The sequence below is a fragment of the uncultured Azohydromonas sp. genome, assembly GCF_937926365.1.
Taxonomy (GTDB): Bacteria; Pseudomonadota; Gammaproteobacteria; order Burkholderiales; family Burkholderiaceae_C; genus Azohydromonas.
This window is the reverse complement of the sequence record NZ_CALAOH010000156.1, coordinates 1-16,115: the sequence shown is the minus strand read 5'-3', so window position 1 is coordinate 16,115 and position 16,115 is coordinate 1. Positions and strand designations below refer to the sequence as shown.

11 protein-coding genes are annotated in these 16,115 nt (G+C 71.8%); 7 read left to right on the top strand and 4 right to left on the bottom strand.

Annotated features, from left to right (window positions below):
* The first annotated feature begins 442 nt into the window (after positions 1-442).
* Entirely contained in the window at positions 443-1,126 is a 684-nt protein-coding gene (locus tag Q0741_RS16705) for a PEP-CTERM sorting domain-containing protein (protein ID WP_298234329.1), read from the top strand.
* On the opposite strand, the gene Q0741_RS16700 is transcribed toward Q0741_RS16705, so the two are convergent.
* Positions 1,106-1,591 (bottom strand): disulfide bond formation protein B, encoded by a 486-nt coding sequence (locus Q0741_RS16700; RefSeq protein WP_298234328.1) that lies wholly within the window; start codon positions 1,589-1,591, stop codon positions 1,106-1,108. The genes Q0741_RS16705 and Q0741_RS16700 overlap by 21 nt on opposite strands.
* 20 nt (positions 1,592-1,611) lie before the next feature.
* Entirely contained in the window at positions 1,612-2,073 is a 462-nt protein-coding gene (locus Q0741_RS16695; protein ID WP_298234327.1) for a RidA family protein, read from the bottom strand.
* A gap of 91 nt (positions 2,074-2,164) precedes the next feature.
* Here Q0741_RS16695 and Q0741_RS16690 point away from each other — a divergent pair, with 91 nt between their 5' ends.
* The 6 genes from Q0741_RS16690 (at position 2,165) to Q0741_RS16665 (ending at position 14,559) form a co-directional block, all read left to right on the top strand.
* Complete coding sequence (locus tag Q0741_RS16690; RefSeq protein ID WP_298234326.1) at positions 2,165-4,687, top strand: DNA internalization-related competence protein ComEC/Rec2; 2,523 nt, start codon at positions 2,165-2,167, stop codon at positions 4,685-4,687.
* A gap of 102 nt (positions 4,688-4,789) precedes the next feature.
* The gene (locus Q0741_RS16685) at positions 4,790-8,335 is read left to right on the top strand and encodes a DUF2126 domain-containing protein (protein WP_298234325.1); all 3,546 of its coding nucleotides are present in this window, start codon (positions 4,790-4,792) and stop codon (positions 8,333-8,335) included.
* A gap of 4 nt (positions 8,336-8,339) precedes the next feature.
* On the top strand, positions 8,340-10,835 hold the full coding sequence (locus Q0741_RS16680; RefSeq protein WP_298234324.1) for a circularly permuted type 2 ATP-grasp protein: 2,496 nt from the start codon (positions 8,340-8,342) through the stop codon (positions 10,833-10,835).
* On the top strand, positions 10,832-12,007 hold the full coding sequence (locus Q0741_RS16675; RefSeq protein WP_298234323.1) for a transglutaminase family protein: 1,176 nt from the start codon (positions 10,832-10,834) through the stop codon (positions 12,005-12,007). Before Q0741_RS16680 ends, Q0741_RS16675 begins: the two co-directional genes overlap by 4 nt.
* A 96-nt stretch (positions 12,008-12,103) precedes the next feature.
* Entirely contained in the window at positions 12,104-13,540 is a 1,437-nt protein-coding gene (locus Q0741_RS16670) for a circularly permuted type 2 ATP-grasp protein (RefSeq protein ID WP_298234322.1), read from the top strand.
* Positions 13,541-13,560: 20 nt separating this feature from the next.
* A complete protein-coding gene (locus tag Q0741_RS16665) occupies positions 13,561-14,559 on the top strand; it encodes an alpha-E domain-containing protein (RefSeq protein ID WP_298234321.1) in 999 nt (332 codons plus the stop codon).
* A 112-nt stretch (positions 14,560-14,671) separates the two neighbouring features.
* On the opposite strand, the gene mltB is transcribed toward Q0741_RS16665, so the two are convergent.
* Both mltB and Q0741_RS16655 read right to left on the bottom strand, forming a co-directional pair.
* A complete protein-coding gene (mltB, locus tag Q0741_RS16660; protein ID WP_298234320.1) occupies positions 14,672-15,781 on the bottom strand; it encodes a lytic murein transglycosylase B in 1,110 nt (369 codons plus the stop codon).
* Between the two features lie 7 nt (positions 15,782-15,788).
* On the bottom strand, positions 15,789-16,115 hold a 327-nt coding region (locus tag Q0741_RS16655; RefSeq protein ID WP_298234319.1), incomplete at its 5' end, for a DUF4129 domain-containing protein.

Below are 16,115 nucleotides of genomic sequence, written 5' to 3'. Positions count from 1 at the left end.
CTACTGCGTGGCCCTCACCACGCCCCGGGCAACAGGGTGGGCTGAATACGTACGTCCGCGCGCCGCGCGGATGCCGCGGACCGTCAGCCCATCAGCCCATCAGCTGCGCATTCGCACGCTCCACGTCCGCGGTTCCCGCCGCGGTTTTCCTATTGGTCGTGCTCGCGTGCCGTGCGCGGCGCACTCGCTGCTTGGTTTATCCGGCGCGAGGTTTCGTCGTGCCTCCGCTCGCCAGTCCCGTCCCGGAGGGCGAAACGGAAACCGAGCGAGCGCTTATTTGAAAAACCGTTCTCCCGTTGAAGGAAATCCGGCTTCACGCCAAGTTTATAAGTACTGACAAACAGACTTCCTGCTGGCAATCTGATGCCTTATCAAAGACAAAAGTCATTCGTTGCCAGTATTTGTAAATGCTGGAAAAACATTGCAAATCCCTGGCGCTCATATGCGCTATTCGATTGTGGGGTTGACCCTAAGTCATAAGCAAACCAAATTGGCGCAGCGCTTTCTTGCGCCAAGTGGTTTTGCTTTTTACAAGGATGTACCGATGAAATATCGTGCAATTGCATGGGTGGCAGCCGTACTGTGTGTGCCATCCGCATACGCAGTCGACGTGAATTGGGATTCCCATGCCACGACGGAAACCTACAGTAGGAATGTCGCTAAAAACGTCACATTCACGGACGACGCCCGCTACCTGCTCACGCCGGCACAAAGCGGCAACACGGGTGTGCAGGCACTGTTCCAACTCAACAGCGGCACCATTGCCAACTTGCGGGTGGACTTTTACGGCGATTTCTATGGCCCGGATAAATATCTGGGGTCCTTCACGCCGACGGGGGTGGCCGGGCAGCAGAGCTTCAGTTTCGAGCACCTTAACGGCCGCAAGAAATACTATTACCTGATCACCGGAACCACGGGAGCCAGCGGCGCCAACTACACCCTGACGTCGAACCTGGTGCCCGACTCCGTGTTCCACACCGCCGTGGCGCCGGTGCCCGAGCCCTCGACCTACGCCATGTTCGCGCTGGGCGCGGTACTGCTGCCGGTGGCGCGCCGCCTGCGCCAAAAGCGCGGCAGCAGCGGCACGGCGGCGCAGCCGAATCTCTCAGCGGCCTGTGCGGCGTAAGCCGAACACGGCGGCCACGCCCAGGAGCAGGTACAGCGCCAGGCTCCAGAGCTCGTAAGGCACGCCGAACAGATCCACCGCCGCGTCGGCGCAGCTGGCGCGCGGCTGGAAGACCTCGGGCAGGGAGGCGTCCAGGCCAAGCTGGGCAATGATCTTGTCGGCCAGCGTCAGGTTGCACGACGACGAACTGGCCGCCACGAAGTGCTGCCACAGTGCCGCGCCCATGCCCGACAACGCCAGCAGCACCGCCAGCACCAGCGCGGTGCTGCGCAGCCAGGCGGCCTGGGCCATCCAGGCCGCCAGGGCCGCCACGGCGATCATTGCGAAGATCAGCCGCTGCAGCACGCACCACGGGCAAGGCTGCATGTCGAACACATGCTGCGACACCAGCGCGGCGCCGATGGCTGCCACGCTGGTGAGCGCGATCAGCGCCGGTACCAGGTCGCGGCGCGTGCCCGTATCCATGCCTTGCGCCGGGGCCGGTCTCATTGCACCTCGGCGATGAGCTCGATTTCCACGCAGGCGCCCAGCGGCAACTGCGCCACGCCGAAGGCGCTGCGCGCATGCGCGCCGACCTCGTTGCCGAAGACTTCGCCCAGCAGGTTGGAGCAGCCGTTGGTTACCAGGTGCTGCTCGGTGTAGGTGGCCGTGCTGTTGACCAGGCTCAGCACCTTGACGATGCGCTTGACGCGCGAGAGGTCGCCCACCGCCGCCTGCAGCGTGCCCAGCAGGTCGATGGCCACCGCGCGCGCTGCGGCCACCCCTTCCTCGGTGCTCATGTCGGCGCCCAGCTGGCCGACCCAGGGTTTCCCATCTTTCTTGGCGATGTGGCCGGAGAGAAAGACCAGATTACCGCTTTGCACGAAGGGCACGTAGGCGGCCGCGGGCACCGCCACTGGCGGCAGCGTGATGCCCAGCGCATTGAGGCGGTCTTGGACAGAAGACATGGCGAGACCTGTTCGGGGGGTGGAAAAGGCGCGGCATCCTACACCGCTCCATTCGCGTGACTGGCGGGGCTTGCGCCTGGGCGCCTTGGCCGTGTCCTGGCTGCTCGGCACTGCCTGGCAGCTGCGGCAGCCCGTGCTCTGGGCGCCGGCGCTGGACGCGGCGTTGCTGGCGCTCGCGGCGCTGTTGTCGCTGCTGGCTTGGCGTGTGCGCCACGCGGCGGGCCGCGCGCTGCCCGTGCTGGCTGCGTCATCCGTCCTGGCCGCCGTGGCCGGCTTGGGCGCGGCCAATGCCAGCCTGCAGGCGCGTGAACGGCTGGCCGACGCGTTGGCCCCCGGGCTGGAACGCCAGCCGGTGGAGCTCACCGGCGTGGTGGCGGAGCTGCCGCAGGACGGCGCCGAGGGTCTGCGCTTCGTGCTGGCGGTGGAACGGGCGCGCGACGCCGCCGGCGCGCCGGCAGCCGTGCCGCGGCGGGTGTCGCTGTCGTGGAGCCGCGGCGGACCGGACGAGCCCGCGCTCTCCGTCCCCGGCACCGGGCTGCGCGCGGGCCAGCGCTGGCGGCTGTGGGCGCGGCTGCAGGCGCCGCACGCGCTGCTGAATCCGCACGGCTTCGACGGCGAGCTGTGGCTGTTCGAGCGCGGCATCCGCGCCACCGGCAGCGTGCGCACCGAGCCCCAGGCGCCGCAACTGCTGGACGAGGCCGCGGGCTACCCCGTGGAGCGGGCGCGCCAGCGCGTGCGTGACGCCATCGAGGCGCAGGTGCCGGACCCGCGCGCCGCCGGCGTGCTGGCCGCCTTGGCGGTGGGCGACCAGGCCGCTATCGACCGCGGCGACTGGGCGCTGTTCCGCGCCACCGGCACCGCGCACCTCATGGCTATCAGCGGCCTGCACATCACGATGTTCGCGTGGCTGGCCGCGGCGCTCGTGGGCGCGCTGTGGCGCCGTGCCGGAGCGCTGCTGCTGTGGTGCCCGGCGCCGCGGGCCGCGCGCTGGGGCGGCGTGGCGCTGGCCGCGGCCTACGCGCTGCTGGCCGGCTGGGGCGTGCCGGCGCAGCGCACGGTGTGGATGTTGACCAGCGCCGCGCTGCTGCACGTGCTGGGACTGCGCTGGCCCTGGCCGCTGGGATTGGCCGCGGCTGCGGTCGTGGTCAGCGCGCTGGACCCGTGGGCGTTGCTGCAGCCGGGTTTCTGGCTGTCGTTCGCGGCGGTGGGGCTGCTGATGGCTTCGGAGCCGGCGCAGCGGGAGGCAGCGGACTCCGATACGCAGGGCCGAGCGGGGCCGGAAGCCGTGCAGCCCCCTGCGCGAACCGTCTCCGTGGCCGGTGCGGGCGCCGGGAGCGCGCCCGTGGCCGCCATGCCGGTCCCGCGGACCGCTGCGCCCGGCTGGGCGGCGGGTGCCGGTGCCGGGCTGCTGCGCCAGGGCCTGTCGCTGCTGCGGTCCGGGTTGCGCACGCAGGTCGTCGCCACGGCCGGGCTGGCGCCGCTGACGCTGCTGCTGTTCCAGCAGTTCTCGCTGGTGGGCCTGCTGGCCAACCTGGTGGCGATTCCGCTGGTGACGCTGGCCGTCACGCCGCTGGCGCTGCTGGGCGTGCTGTGGGCGCCGCTGTGGAGCGCGGCGGCGGCGCTGCTGTCCGTCCTGGGCGCGGGGCTGGCCATGCTGGCTTCTCTGCCGGGCGCGGTATGGGGCGCCGCCGTGGCGCCGTCCTGGGCCCAGGCCACCGCGCTGCTGGCCGGGGCGCTGCTGGTGGTGCCGCTGCCGTGGCGGCTGCGGCTGCTGGGCCTGCCGCTGCTGCTGCCCCTGGTGCTGCCGCCGCCGGATCGCCCGGCCCCGGGGTATTTCGAGGTGGTGGTGCCCGACGTGGGGCAGGGCAGCGCGGTGCTGGTGCGAACGCACGCCTCACTGCTGCTCTACGACAGCGGCCCGCAGTACGGCCCCGGGCGCGATGCCGGCGAGCGCGTGCTCGCGCCGCTGCTGCAGGCGCTGGGCGAGCGCCGCATCGACACCCTGGTGCTCAGCCATCGCGACATGGACCACGCCGGCGGCGCCGCCTCGCTGCTGAAGGCGCTGCCGGTGCGGGAACTGCACAGTTCGCTGGAGCCCGGCCATGCGCTGCTGGGCACGGGTTTGCCGCACGTGCGCTGCGAGGCCGGTCAGCAGTGGGAGCGCGACGGCGTGCGCTTCGCCGTGCTGCATCCGCCGGCCGCGGCCTACGCGACGCGCACGCCGCCCAATGCGCTGAGCTGCGTGGTGCAGGTCACCGATGTCCAGGGCCGCCGCCTGCTGCTCACCGGCGACATCGCCACGGCGCAGGAGGCGGCCCTGGTGGCGGCCGACGCGCAGGCTCTGCGCAGCGAGCTGCTGCTGGTGCCGCACCACGGTAGCCGTGGCTCTTCCTCGCCGGCTTTCCTGGACGCCGTGGCGCCCACCGTGGCCCTGGTCCAGGCCGGACACCACAACCGCTTCGGCCATCCGACGCCTGAAGTGCTGCACCGCCTGGGTGCGCGCGGCATTCATGTGGTGCAGAGCCCCGCTTGTGGCGCCTGGCGCTGGCGGGAGGGGCAGGCGTCCTGCGAGCGTGAAATGCGGCCGCGTTACTGGCGGCACGGTTCGCGCTAGGGGCTTTCTCCCTTGAGCGATGACCGCTCAACCTCAAGGGCCCCGGGTTTACCCGGGTGAGACAATCAACTAATCAACCCGAGCTTCAGAGGGAACGCCGTCGTGTCCATCCATGTCGCGCTGCATCACGTCACGCACTACCGCTACGACCGCCGCGTCGGGCTGTCGCCGCAACTGGTGCGCCTGCGCCCTGCGCCGCATTGCCGCACGCCCATCCTGAGTTATGCCCTGCGGGTGGAGCCCGCGAAGCATTTCGTCAACTGGCAGCAGGATCCTTTCTCCAACCACGTGGCGCGGCTGGTGTTCCCGGAGCCCACCACGGAGTTCAAGGTCACGGTCGATCTCGTGGCCGAGATGTCGGTCTTCAACCCCTTCGACTTCTTCCTGGAGCCCCAGGCCGAGAAGTTCCCCTTCGAGTATTCGCAAGAGAGCGCGCGCGACCTGGCGCCCTACCTGGCCACCGGGCCGCTGACGCCCAGGCTCGCGGCCTTCGTCGAGAGCATTTCGCGCGAGCCGCAGGGCACGACCAATTTCCTGGTCGCGCTCAACCAGCGTGTGCAGCAGGAGGTGGGCTATCTCATCCGCCTGGAGCCGGGCGTGCAGACGCCCGAGGAGACGCTGGAAAAGCGCAGCGGTTCCTGTCGCGACTCGGCCTGGCTGCTGGTGCAGGTGCTGCGCCGCCTGGGGCTGGCCGCGCGCTTTGTCTCCGGCTACCTGATCCAACTTGTGCCGGACGTGAAGTCGCTGGACGGCCCCTCGGGCGCCGAAGCCGACTTCACCGATCTGCACGCCTGGTGCGAGGTGTACCTGCCCGGCGCCGGCTGGATCGGCCTGGACCCGACCTCCGGCCTGCTCGCCGGCGAAGGCCACATTCCCGTGGCCTGCACGCCCGACCCCTCCACGGCGGCGCCGGTCAGCGGCGCGGTGGGCCAGTGCGAGGTGGAGTTCGAGCACCACATGAGCGTCTCGCGCATCCACGAGTCGTCGCGCGTGACCAAGCCCTACACCGATGAGCAGTGGGGCGAACTCGTCGCCCTGGGCCATGCGGTGGACGAGCAACTGCAGGCGCAGGACGTGCGCCTGACCATGGGCGGCGAGCCTACCTTCGTCTCCGTGGACGACCGCGACGGCGCCGAGTGGAACACCGACGCCCTGGGCCCCACCAAGCGCGGCCGCGCGCTGGAGCTGCTGCACCGGCTGCATGCCGAATACGGCGCGGGCGGCTTCCTGCACTTCGGACAGGGCAAGTGGTATCCGGGCGAGCAGCTGCCGCGCTGGGCCATGACCATCGCCTGGCGCGCCGACGGCGAGCCCTGCTGGCACGACCCGGCGCTCTTCGCCGATGAGCGCGACCCCCAGCCCTACACCGCCGAGGACGCGCAGCGCTTCATCACCCGGCTGGCGGCGAAGCTGGCCGTCAAGGCCGAGCACGTCATGCCGGCCTACGAGGACGCCTGGTACCACCTCTGGCGCGAGCGCCGGCTGCCGGTGAACGTCGATCCCTTCGACTCGAAGCTGGACGACGAGCTGGAGCGCGTGCGCCTGCGCCGCGTCTTCTCCAAGGGCCTGGATGCCATCACCGGCTACGCGCTGCCGCTGCGCCGCGAGCAGGACGCCTGGGCCAGCGGCCCGTGGTTCCTGCGCGACGAGCGGCTGTACCTGCTGCCGGGCGACTCGGCCATGGGCTTGCGGCTGCCGCTGGACTCGCTGCCCTGGGCTTCGCCGGAGGACCGGGCACGCACGCAGGACTTCATGCCCGATCCCTTCGCGCCGCGCGGTGCGCTGCCGCCGGCGGGTGCGCCGCTGCACCAGCAGCCCGGCTACGACGCGCACCGCAGCGGCGCCGGCTGGGCCGAGGGCGGCACGGTGGCGCTGCAGGGCCAGCCCTGGCCCGGTAACGAGGGGCAGGGCACGGCCTTCGGCGAGTCCGGCCCGGACAACGGCAGGGTGGGCGAGGGCGACGACGCGCTGGGCGAAGGGACCGGCACGCTGGGCCGGGACGGCCGCTTCGCCGGCGCCGAGGGACGCCAGCAGGGCGCGCCGTCGCGCCACGAATCGGCGTCCTGGATCACGCGCACCGCGCTGTGCGTGGAGGTGCGCAACCCTGCGCGCGCCAACGGCCCCAAGGCCGAGCTGGCGTCCGAGGCCGCCGGCGGCGCCATCCACGTCTTCATGCCGCCGCTGCAGCACCTGGAGCACTACCTGGAGCTGCTGGCGCACGTGGAAGCCACCGCGCGCGAGCTGGGCGTGCGCATCGTGCTGGAGGGCTACCCGCCGCCGCGCGACCCGCGCCTGAAGATCCTGCAGGTCACGCCGGACCCGGGCGTGATCGAGGTGAACATCCATCCGGCGGGCAGCTGGGACGAGTTGGTCGAGCACACCGAATTCCTCTACGACGCCGCGCACCACAGCCGGCTCTCGACGGAAAAGTTCATGCTCGACGGGCGCCACACCGGCACCGGCGGCGGCAACCACCTGGTGCTGGGCGGCGCCACGCCGGCGGACAGCCCCTTCCTGCGCCGGCCGGACCTGCTGGCCAGCCTGCTGACCTACTGGCACAACCACCCGAGCCTGAGCTACCTCTTCAGCGGCCTCTTCATCGGCCCGACCAGCCAGGCGCCGCGCTTCGACGAGGCACGCGACGACCAGGTCTACGAGCTGGAGATCGCGCTGGCCGAGCTGGAGCGCCAGGGCGCCGGCCCGGCGGGCGTGCCGCCGTGGCTGGTGGACCGTCTCTTCCGCAACCTGCTCATCGACGTCACCGGCAACACGCACCGCGCCGAGTTCTGCATCGACAAGCTCTACTCGCCCGACGGCGCCACCGGCCGCCTGGGCCTGCTGGAGCTGCGCGCCTTCGAGATGCCGCCGCATGCGCAAATGAGCCTGGCGCAGCAGCTGCTGCTGCGCGCGCTAGTGGCGTGGTTCTGGCGCGAGCCCTACCGCGGCCACGGCGACACGCGGCTCACGCGCTGGGGCACGGCGCTGCACGACCGTTTTACATTGCCCACCTTCGTTCGGATGGATTTCGAGGATGTGCTGGCCGACCTGCGCGCGGCAGGCATGCACTTCGACGCCGCCTGGTTCGGCCCGCACTTCGAGTTCCGCTTCCCCGTCATCGGCACCATGGCCACGCAGGGCATGGAGCTGGAGCTGCGCTCCGCGCTGGAGCCCTGGCACGTGATGGGCGAGGAGGGCTCGGCCGGCGGCACCGTGCGTTACGTGGACTCCTCGCTGGAGCGGCTGGAGGTCAAGGTCACGGGGCTCAACGCCAACCGCCACGTCGTCACCGTCAACGGCCGCGCGCTGCCGCTGCAGCCCACGGGCCGCGTGGGCGAGTTCGTCTGCGGCGTGCGCTACCGCGCCTGGCAGCCGCCCTCGGCGCTGCACCCGACCATCGGCGTGCACGCGCCGCTGACCTTCGACCTGGTGGACCGCTGGATGTCGCGCTCGGTGGGCGGCTGCCGCTACCACGTGGCGCACCCGGGCGGGCGCAACTACGTCACCTTCCCGGTCAACGCCTACGAGGCCGAGAGCCGGCGCCTGGCGCGCTTCTTCAAGCTGGAGCACACTCCGGGCCGCATGCAGGTCGCGCCGGCGCGGCCGAGCCTGGAGTTCCCGTTCACGCTGGACCTGCGCACGCCGGGCTGAGGCGATGAGAGTCGCCACCCCCCGCAGCCGCCCGCGCGCGGCTGCCAGCGCCGCCGACTGGCTGGTGAAGCTGCCGACCACCGGCGCGCTCGACGAGTGGCGCGCTCCGGACCGCAACCTCAGCGCCTCCTGGCAGCGGCTGCTCGCCACGCTGCCGGCGCGGCCGCAGGCCTTCGGCGCCGAGCTGCAGCGCCGCGCGCAGCAACTCGCACAGCAGCTGCGCGCCGATGCCATCACGCACAACGTACACGGCACGGAGCAGTCGCTGCCCTGGACGCCGGAGCTGCTGCCGATGGTGATGGAGCCCGCGGACTGGGCCGCCATCGAGCGCGGCGTGGCGCAGCGCGCGCAGCTCCTGCAGCTCATCCTGGCTGACGTGTACGGGCGGCAGGAGTTGCTGGAGCACGCGCTGCTGCCGCCGGCGCTGCTGTTTCGCCATCCGGGCTACCTGCGTCCGCTGCACGGTTTCCGGCCGCTGGCCGGGCAGTTCCTGCACGTGGTGGCCTTCGAGCTCGCGCGCGGGCCTGATGGGCGCTGGTGGGTGACGGGGCAGCGCACGCAGTGCGCGGACGGGCTGGGACACGTGCTGCAGCACCGGCTCATCACCGCGGGGCTGTTTCCCGAGGCCTTCGAGCAGCTGCGCGTGCAGCACATGGCGACGACCTTCCGCAAGCTGCTGCAGTCGCTGCGCGCGCAGGCCGTCATGGCCGCCGGCGACGCCCACCCGCGCCTGGCGCTGCTCACGCCGGGGCCGGACGCGCCGGGCTACTTCGAGCACGCCTACCTCGCGCGCTACCTGGGCCTGCCGCTGGTCGAGGGCGGCGACCTCACCGTGCGCGGCGAGCGGCTGTACCGAAAGATGCTCGAAGGCCTGGCGCCGGTGCACGGGCTGCTGCGCATGATCGGCGACGCCCAGTGCGACCCGCTGGAGCTCGACGAGCACCAGGGCTACTACGGCGTGCCAGGGCTGCTGCAGGTACTGCGCGCCGGGCGGCTGGCGCTGGCCAACGCGCCGGGCAGCGGCTTCCTGGAGTCGCCGGCGCTGTCGGGCTTCCTGCCCGGCATCGCGCAGGCGCTGATGGGCCAGCCGCTGCTGCTGCCCACGCTGGCCTCCTGGTGGTGCGGCGAGGCCGCGGCCTGGGAGGCGGCGCAGCCGCATTTGCCGAAGTTGTGCATGCGCCCCAGCTTCGGGCCCGATGCCGGTGCGCTGCGCCCCGAGGCAGGGCGGATCGGGGACGATCCCGACGCCTGGACGCTGCAGGAGCGTCCCGGGCGCTCGCAGGCGCTGCGCTGGCGCGAGGGCCGGCTCGAAGGCGTGCCGGTGGGGCTGCGCGTGTACGCGGTGGCCGACGGCACCGGCAGTTGGCAAGTGCTGCCCGGCGGGCTGGCACGCGTGGCGGCGGATGCCGATGCGCCGCTGCTGCCCGGGCACGGCAGCGCGATGGACCTGTGGGTGCGCACCGACGGCACGGTGGACACCTTCAGCATGCTCACGCGGCGCCTGGGCGTGGACGACATCCTGGCGCGGCGCGGCCCGGTGGCCAGCCGCGCCGCCGAGAGCCTGTACTGGCTGGGCCGCTACACCGAGCGCACCGAGCAGGCGTTGCGGCTGGCGCGCGCGGCGCTGCAGCGCACCGCCGGCGCCGAGCTGCCCGCACCGGTGCAGCGCGCGCTGCGGGCGCTGTTGCAGCGCGCGGGCCTGCTGGGCATGAGCGCGTCCTCGCCCTCGCGCGCGGTGCTGCGCCGCGCGCTGCTCAAGGGCCTGGCCGACGAGAGCAACGGCCTGGGCTGGCTGCTGGGGGCGCTGTCGCGCGCCGCGGGCAGCCTGCGCGAGCGGCTCTCGCCCGAGCAGTGGGGCCTGATGCGGCGCATGGGGGCGGATTTGCGCGCGGCGCTGCAGCCGCGGGACAAGGCCGCGCCCACCACCACCGCGGTGCTGCGCGCGCTGGACGACCTGGCGGTGCAGCTCGCCGCCGTCACCGGCGCGCAGAGCGACCGCATGACGCGCGACCACGGCTGGCGGCTGCTGGCCGTGGGGCGCCACGTCGAGCGCCTGGTCAGCCACGCCACGCAGTTCGGCGTGCTGCTGCGCGAGGGCGCGCTGGCCGAGGCCGAGGGCAACGCGCTGCTGCTGGAGCTCTACGACAGCACCATCACCTTTCGCGCCCGCTACCAGCGCCACCAGGACCTGCTGGCGCTGGTGGACCTGCTGGTGCTGGACGACAACAACCCGCGCGCCTGGACCTGCATCCTGCGCCGGCTGCGCAACGAGGTGCGCAAGCTGCCCATCGCCACCGACGTGGCCGACGAACTGCTCGCCGGGTTGCCCGCACAAGGCCCGGGGCTGACGCTGCAGGCGCTGCGTGGCCTGGACGACGAAGCACTGCGCCGCCGCCTGGACGCGCTGGCGGCGCAGCTGGCCGACGCCGGCGCGCAGCTTTCCGACGACATCGGCAAGCGCTTCTTCGCCCACGTTGGCGACCCGCTGCAAAAGCCATGACACCCCATCCCGATTCCGCCGATTCCGCCGATTCCGTGCCGGGCGCGCCGGTGGATGCCCCCGCGCCGATCGCCGAGGCCACGCCGCTCGCAGCCACCGAGGATGGCCTGCCCGTGGCCGTCGCGGCCGAAGCGCTGGCGCCCGACCTCATCGGTTTCAACACCGCCGTCACCGGCCCGCTCGTGGCCGGGGAGAGTGCTTCGCCCATCGCGGCCGACGCGCCGGAGCTTCCGGAGCTGGGCCTGGCCGTGGAGCACACCACCGAGTACCACTACGGCAGCCCGGTGGAGTTGGCGCAGCACGTGGCCTGGCTGCGTCCGCGCGAGGAGCCGTGGCAGCAGCTGCAGGCCTTCGACCTGCGCATCGAGCCGCCGCCGGACCATGCGCGCGAGGACATCGACCGCCACGGCAACCCGCGGCTGCTGTTCAGCCTGGCGCGTCCGCATGCCGCGCTGCAGGTGCGCGCGCGCAGCCGCGTGCGGCTGCTGCCGCGCGCCGCGGCGCTGCAGCCTCACGCTTCTCAACCCTGGGAGGCGGTGGCGCAGCGGCTGCGCTTCCAGGCCGGGCGGCCGTGGGAGCCGGCGGCGGAGTTCACCGCCTGGTCGCCCTTCGTGCCGCGGCTGGCAGCGCTGCGCGAGCTCGCCGCGCCCAGCTTCGCGCCGGGGCGGCCGCTGGCGCAGGCCGCCATCGAGCTGATGCAGCGCATCCACGACGAGTTCGAGTACCGCAGCGCCAGCACCCAGATCGACACCCCGCTGGCCGAGGTGCTGCGGCTGCGGCGCGGCGTGTGCCAGGACTTCGCGCACGTGCTCGTGGGCGCGCTGCGCGCCATGGGGCTGGCCGCGCGCTACGTCAGCGGCTACCTGCTCACGCGCCCGCCGCCGGGGCGTCCGGCGCTGGTGGGCGCCGATGCCTCGCACGCCTGGGCCGCGGTGTGGTGCCCCGGGGCCTGGGCCGACGAAGCCGTCCACGGCGCCTGGCTGGAGCTGGACCCGACCAACCGCGTGGTGCCCGACACCGAACACCTGCGTGTCGCGGTGGGCCGCGACTTCGGCGACGTCACGCCGCTGCGCGGCGTCATCCGTGGCGGCGGCACGCACTCGCTGAGCGTGCGCGTGCACACCGTGCGCTGGAGCAATGAGGGGGAAACCCTAGGGGTTCAGACTGACTGAAACGGCACGGCGTGTGCCGTTCAAACGGAGTGCACGGGCCAGGGGTGAGGCCGTGGCACACAAGTTGCGAAAGCCGTGCAGGAAGGAGCCTGAACGATGAGACCCAGCTTCGACGAGATGCGTCCCCACCCGGACGCCGTTCGCGAGCATTACCGCCGCTTCGCCCAGTGGCTGCAGCGCCAGCCGCGCGAGCTCATGGATGCCCGGCGCCAGGAGGCGGAGATGATCTTCCGCCGCGTGGGCATCACCTTCGCCGTGTACGGCGCGCAGGACGATGGCACCGGCACCGAGCGGCTGATTCCCTTCGACCTGATCCCGCGCGTGATCCCCGGCGCGGAGTGGAAGCGCATGGCGCAGGGCCTGCGCCAGCGCGTCACAGCGCTCAACCGCTTCATCGCCGACGTGTACGGCGAGCAGGAGATCATCAAGGCCGGCATCGTCCCGGCCGAGCAGGTGCTCAACAACGCGCAGTACCGCCCCGAGATGGCGGGCATGAAGCTGCCGCACGACATCTGGTCGCATATCGCGGGCATCGACATCGTGCGCGCGGCCAACCCCGACGGCACGGGCACGAACTACGTGCTGGAGGACAACCTGCGCGTGCCCAGCGGCGTGAGCTACATGCTGGAGAACCGCAAGATGATGATGCGGCTCTTCCCCGAGCTCTTCGCCCAGGAGCGCGTGGCGCCGGTGGCGCACTACCCCGACCTGCTGCTGGAGACGCTGCGCTCCGTGGCCCCGGCCGGCGTGGAAGATCCCACCGTGGTGGTGCTCACGCCCGGCATGTACAACTCGGCCTACTTCGAGCACGCCTTCCTGGCGCAGCAGATGGGCGTGGAGCTGGTGCAGGGGTCGGACCTGTTCGTGCAGGACGACACGGTGCACATGCGCACCACCCAGGGCCCCCGCCGCGTGGACGTGATCTACCGCCGCATCGACGACGACTTCCTCGACCCGCAGGCCTTCCGCCCCGACAGCGCGCTGGGCTGCGCCGGGCTCATGCGCGCCTACCGCGCCGGGCGCGTGACGCTGTGCAACGCCGTGGGCACGGGCATCGCCGACGACAAGTCCATCTATCCCTACGTCCCGAAGATGGTCGAGTTCTACCTGGGCGAGAAGCCGATCCTGGAGAACGTGCCGACCTGGCAGTGCCGCGAGGAGGAGTCGCTCAAGTACGTGCTGGCGCACCTGGACGAGCTGGTGGTCAAGGAGGTGCACGGCGCCGGCGGCTACGGGATGCTGGTGGGCCCGGCCTCCACCAAGGCCGAGATCGAGGCCTTCCGCGAGAAGATCGTCGCGCACCCGCAGCACTACATCGCGCAGCCCACGCTGAGCCTGTCCACCTGCCCGACCTACGTGCAGTCGGGCATCGCGCCGCGCCACATCGACCTGCGACCCTTCGTGCTCAGCGGTGCCAACGGCGTGCAGATGGTGCCCGGCGGCCTCACGCGCGTGGCGCTCAAGGAGGGCTCGCTGGTGGTCAACTCTTCGCAGGGCGGGGGCACCAAGGACACCTGGGTGCTCGAGGAATAAGACAAGAAAGGACGCACGTCATGCTGTCGAGGACCGCGGACCATCTGTTCTGGATGGCCCGCTACATGGAGCGCGCGGAAAACACGGCGCGCATGCTGGACGTCAACCTGCAGACCTCGTTGCTGCCGCAATCGGCCCACCGTGCCGAGGCCGGCTGGCGGGGCCTGCTGGGCATCTCCGAGCTCGAAGACAACTTCAAGAAGAAGTACGGCGAGGTCAACGCCACCAACGTCATGCACTTCATGGTGCGCGACGAGAACAACCTCTCCAGCATCCTGAACTGCCTGCGCGCGGCGCGCGAGAACGCCCGCGCGGTGCGCGGCGCGCTCACCACCGAGGTCTGGGAGACGCAGAACCAGACCTGGCTGGGCTTTCTCAAGCAGCTCAACAGCGGCGCCTTCGAGCGCGACCCGGCCTCGCTCTTCGACTGGGTCAAGTACCGCTCGCACCTGAGCCGCGGCGTGCGCACCGGCACGATGCTCGAAGACGAGGCGATGTACTTCCTGCGCCTGGGCACCTTCCTGGAGCGCGCGGACAACACCGCGCGGCTGCTGGACGCCAAGCTGCACGCGCTGGGCGGCGCGTTCACGCAGTCGCAGAACGGCAACGGGCACAACGGCCAGGCTCAAAGCCAAGGCCAGCACGAGTCGCAGGAGGTGGACTTCTACTACTGGTCGGCGGTGCTGCGCTCGGTCTCGGCCTTCGAGATCTACCGCCGGGTCTATCGCAACGTGATCCGGCCGGAGAAGGTGGCGGAGCTGCTGATCCTGCGCCCGGACATGCCGCGCTCGCTGCTGGCCTGCCTCAACGGGATCATGCAGCAGCTGCAGCTCGTGGCCAACGACCACAGCCGCGAGACGCTGCGCCTGGCCGGCAAGTTGCAGGCGCAACTGCGCTGGGGAACCATCGAGGAGATCATGGAGGAGGGCCTGCACGACTACCTGGTCGAGTTCCTGCGCTGCGTGGGCGACCTGGGCGTGGGCATCAGCCAGGACTTCCTGGTGCCGATGGCGGCCTGAGCGGCTCCTCGCCGCGCCGCCGCGGCGAGGCCTTCTGAAACGACGACGCCATGCCCGCGCAAGCCGGCATGGCGTCGTGCTTTGCGGCCTCTGGAGACGGGGTGCCGCGCCCTCAGCGCGCCGCCGCCACGGCCGCGCCCAGCTCGATCACCGCCAGCGCGTAGTAGCTGGACCAGTTGTAGCGCGTGACCGCATAGAAGTTCTGCGTGCCGGCCACGTAGCTGGGCTCGGCGTCGCCGTTGTAGAGCTGCACCAGTGCCAGCGGTCCCTGCGCGTCCTGCGCGGCGCGCTCCAGCGCGGCGCCGCGCTCGGCGAACTGCGCCGGCGTGAAGGTGGGCACGATGTCAGGCACCAGCAGCGCGGCGCGGTCGGCCAGCTCTGTCGGCGGCGCCACCGAGAAGTGCGTGGGCAGCCCCGGCTGCCAGCCGTGGAAGGACAGGTAGTTGGCGACGCTGCCGATGGCATCGGCGGCGCTGCCCATCAGGTCCACGCGGCCGTCGCCATCGAAGTCCACCGCCAGCTTGTTGACGTTGCTGGGCATGAACTGCGGCAGCCCCACCGCGCCGGCGTAGGAGCCGCGCACGCCCGCGGGCGCCATTCCCTCGCGCTTGGACCACGCCAGCAGCTGCGCCAGCTCGTCGCGGAAGAAACCGCTGCGGTCGCTGCGCCCGCTGGGGAAGTCGAAGGAGAGCGTGGCCAGCGCGTCCAGCACGCGGAAGCCGCCCATGTGGCGGCCGTAATAGGTCTCCACGCCGATGATGCCCACCACCAGCGACGCGGGCACGCCCCAGCGTTGCTCGGCCTGCACCAGCCAGCGTTCGTTCTCCTGCCAGAAGCGCCGGCCCGCGGCGATGCGCTGCGGCTCGACGAAGCGGGCGCGGTAGGCGGCCCAGTTCTTCGCCGTGCTGACGGCGGGCGGCATGATCAGCCTGGCCACGCTGGGCAGGTAGCGCGCTTGTTGCAGTTGCTCCTGCACCCACGCCTCGTCCAGGTCGTACTTTTGCGCCACCTCGGCGGCGAAGCGCATCACGTCCTCGCGGCGGCCGTAGGTGACGACGTCCGGGTCGCCGTCGTTGCGCACGCTGCGCGCGGCGTGCTGCGCCTGCGTGCGTTGCCCGGCCGCCTTGGCCTTGGTGGCGGCGGCTTCGGCAGCGTGGGTGGGAAGGGAGGCGAGCAGCGCCGCCACGGCAAGGGCGGCGCGCAAAGGGATACGGCAGGGCATCGGCCGATTATCGCGAGCGCACCGGCGCCTCCGGACCACCCGGGCTCCCGGCGGCCCACGTGGCCGGCGTGCCTGCGCAGGAAGTCCCACCCGCGGCCACCGTGGCCGCCACCGCGCGCTCGAAGCCGCGCTGCCACTGCCGCAGCGCGCGCGCATCGGTCGTTGCCCCGGGGCCGTAGCGCAGCGCTTCCAGCGCCAGCAGTTGCGCTTCCACCTCCGCGCCGGCCTCGCCCAGCCGCTCGCGCACGCGCCGCGCCAGCGCGCGCGGCGTCTCGTGCGGCGCCCTGGACAAGCCCAGGCGCGCCAGTGCCCGCTCCAGCCGCGGCTGCAGCCG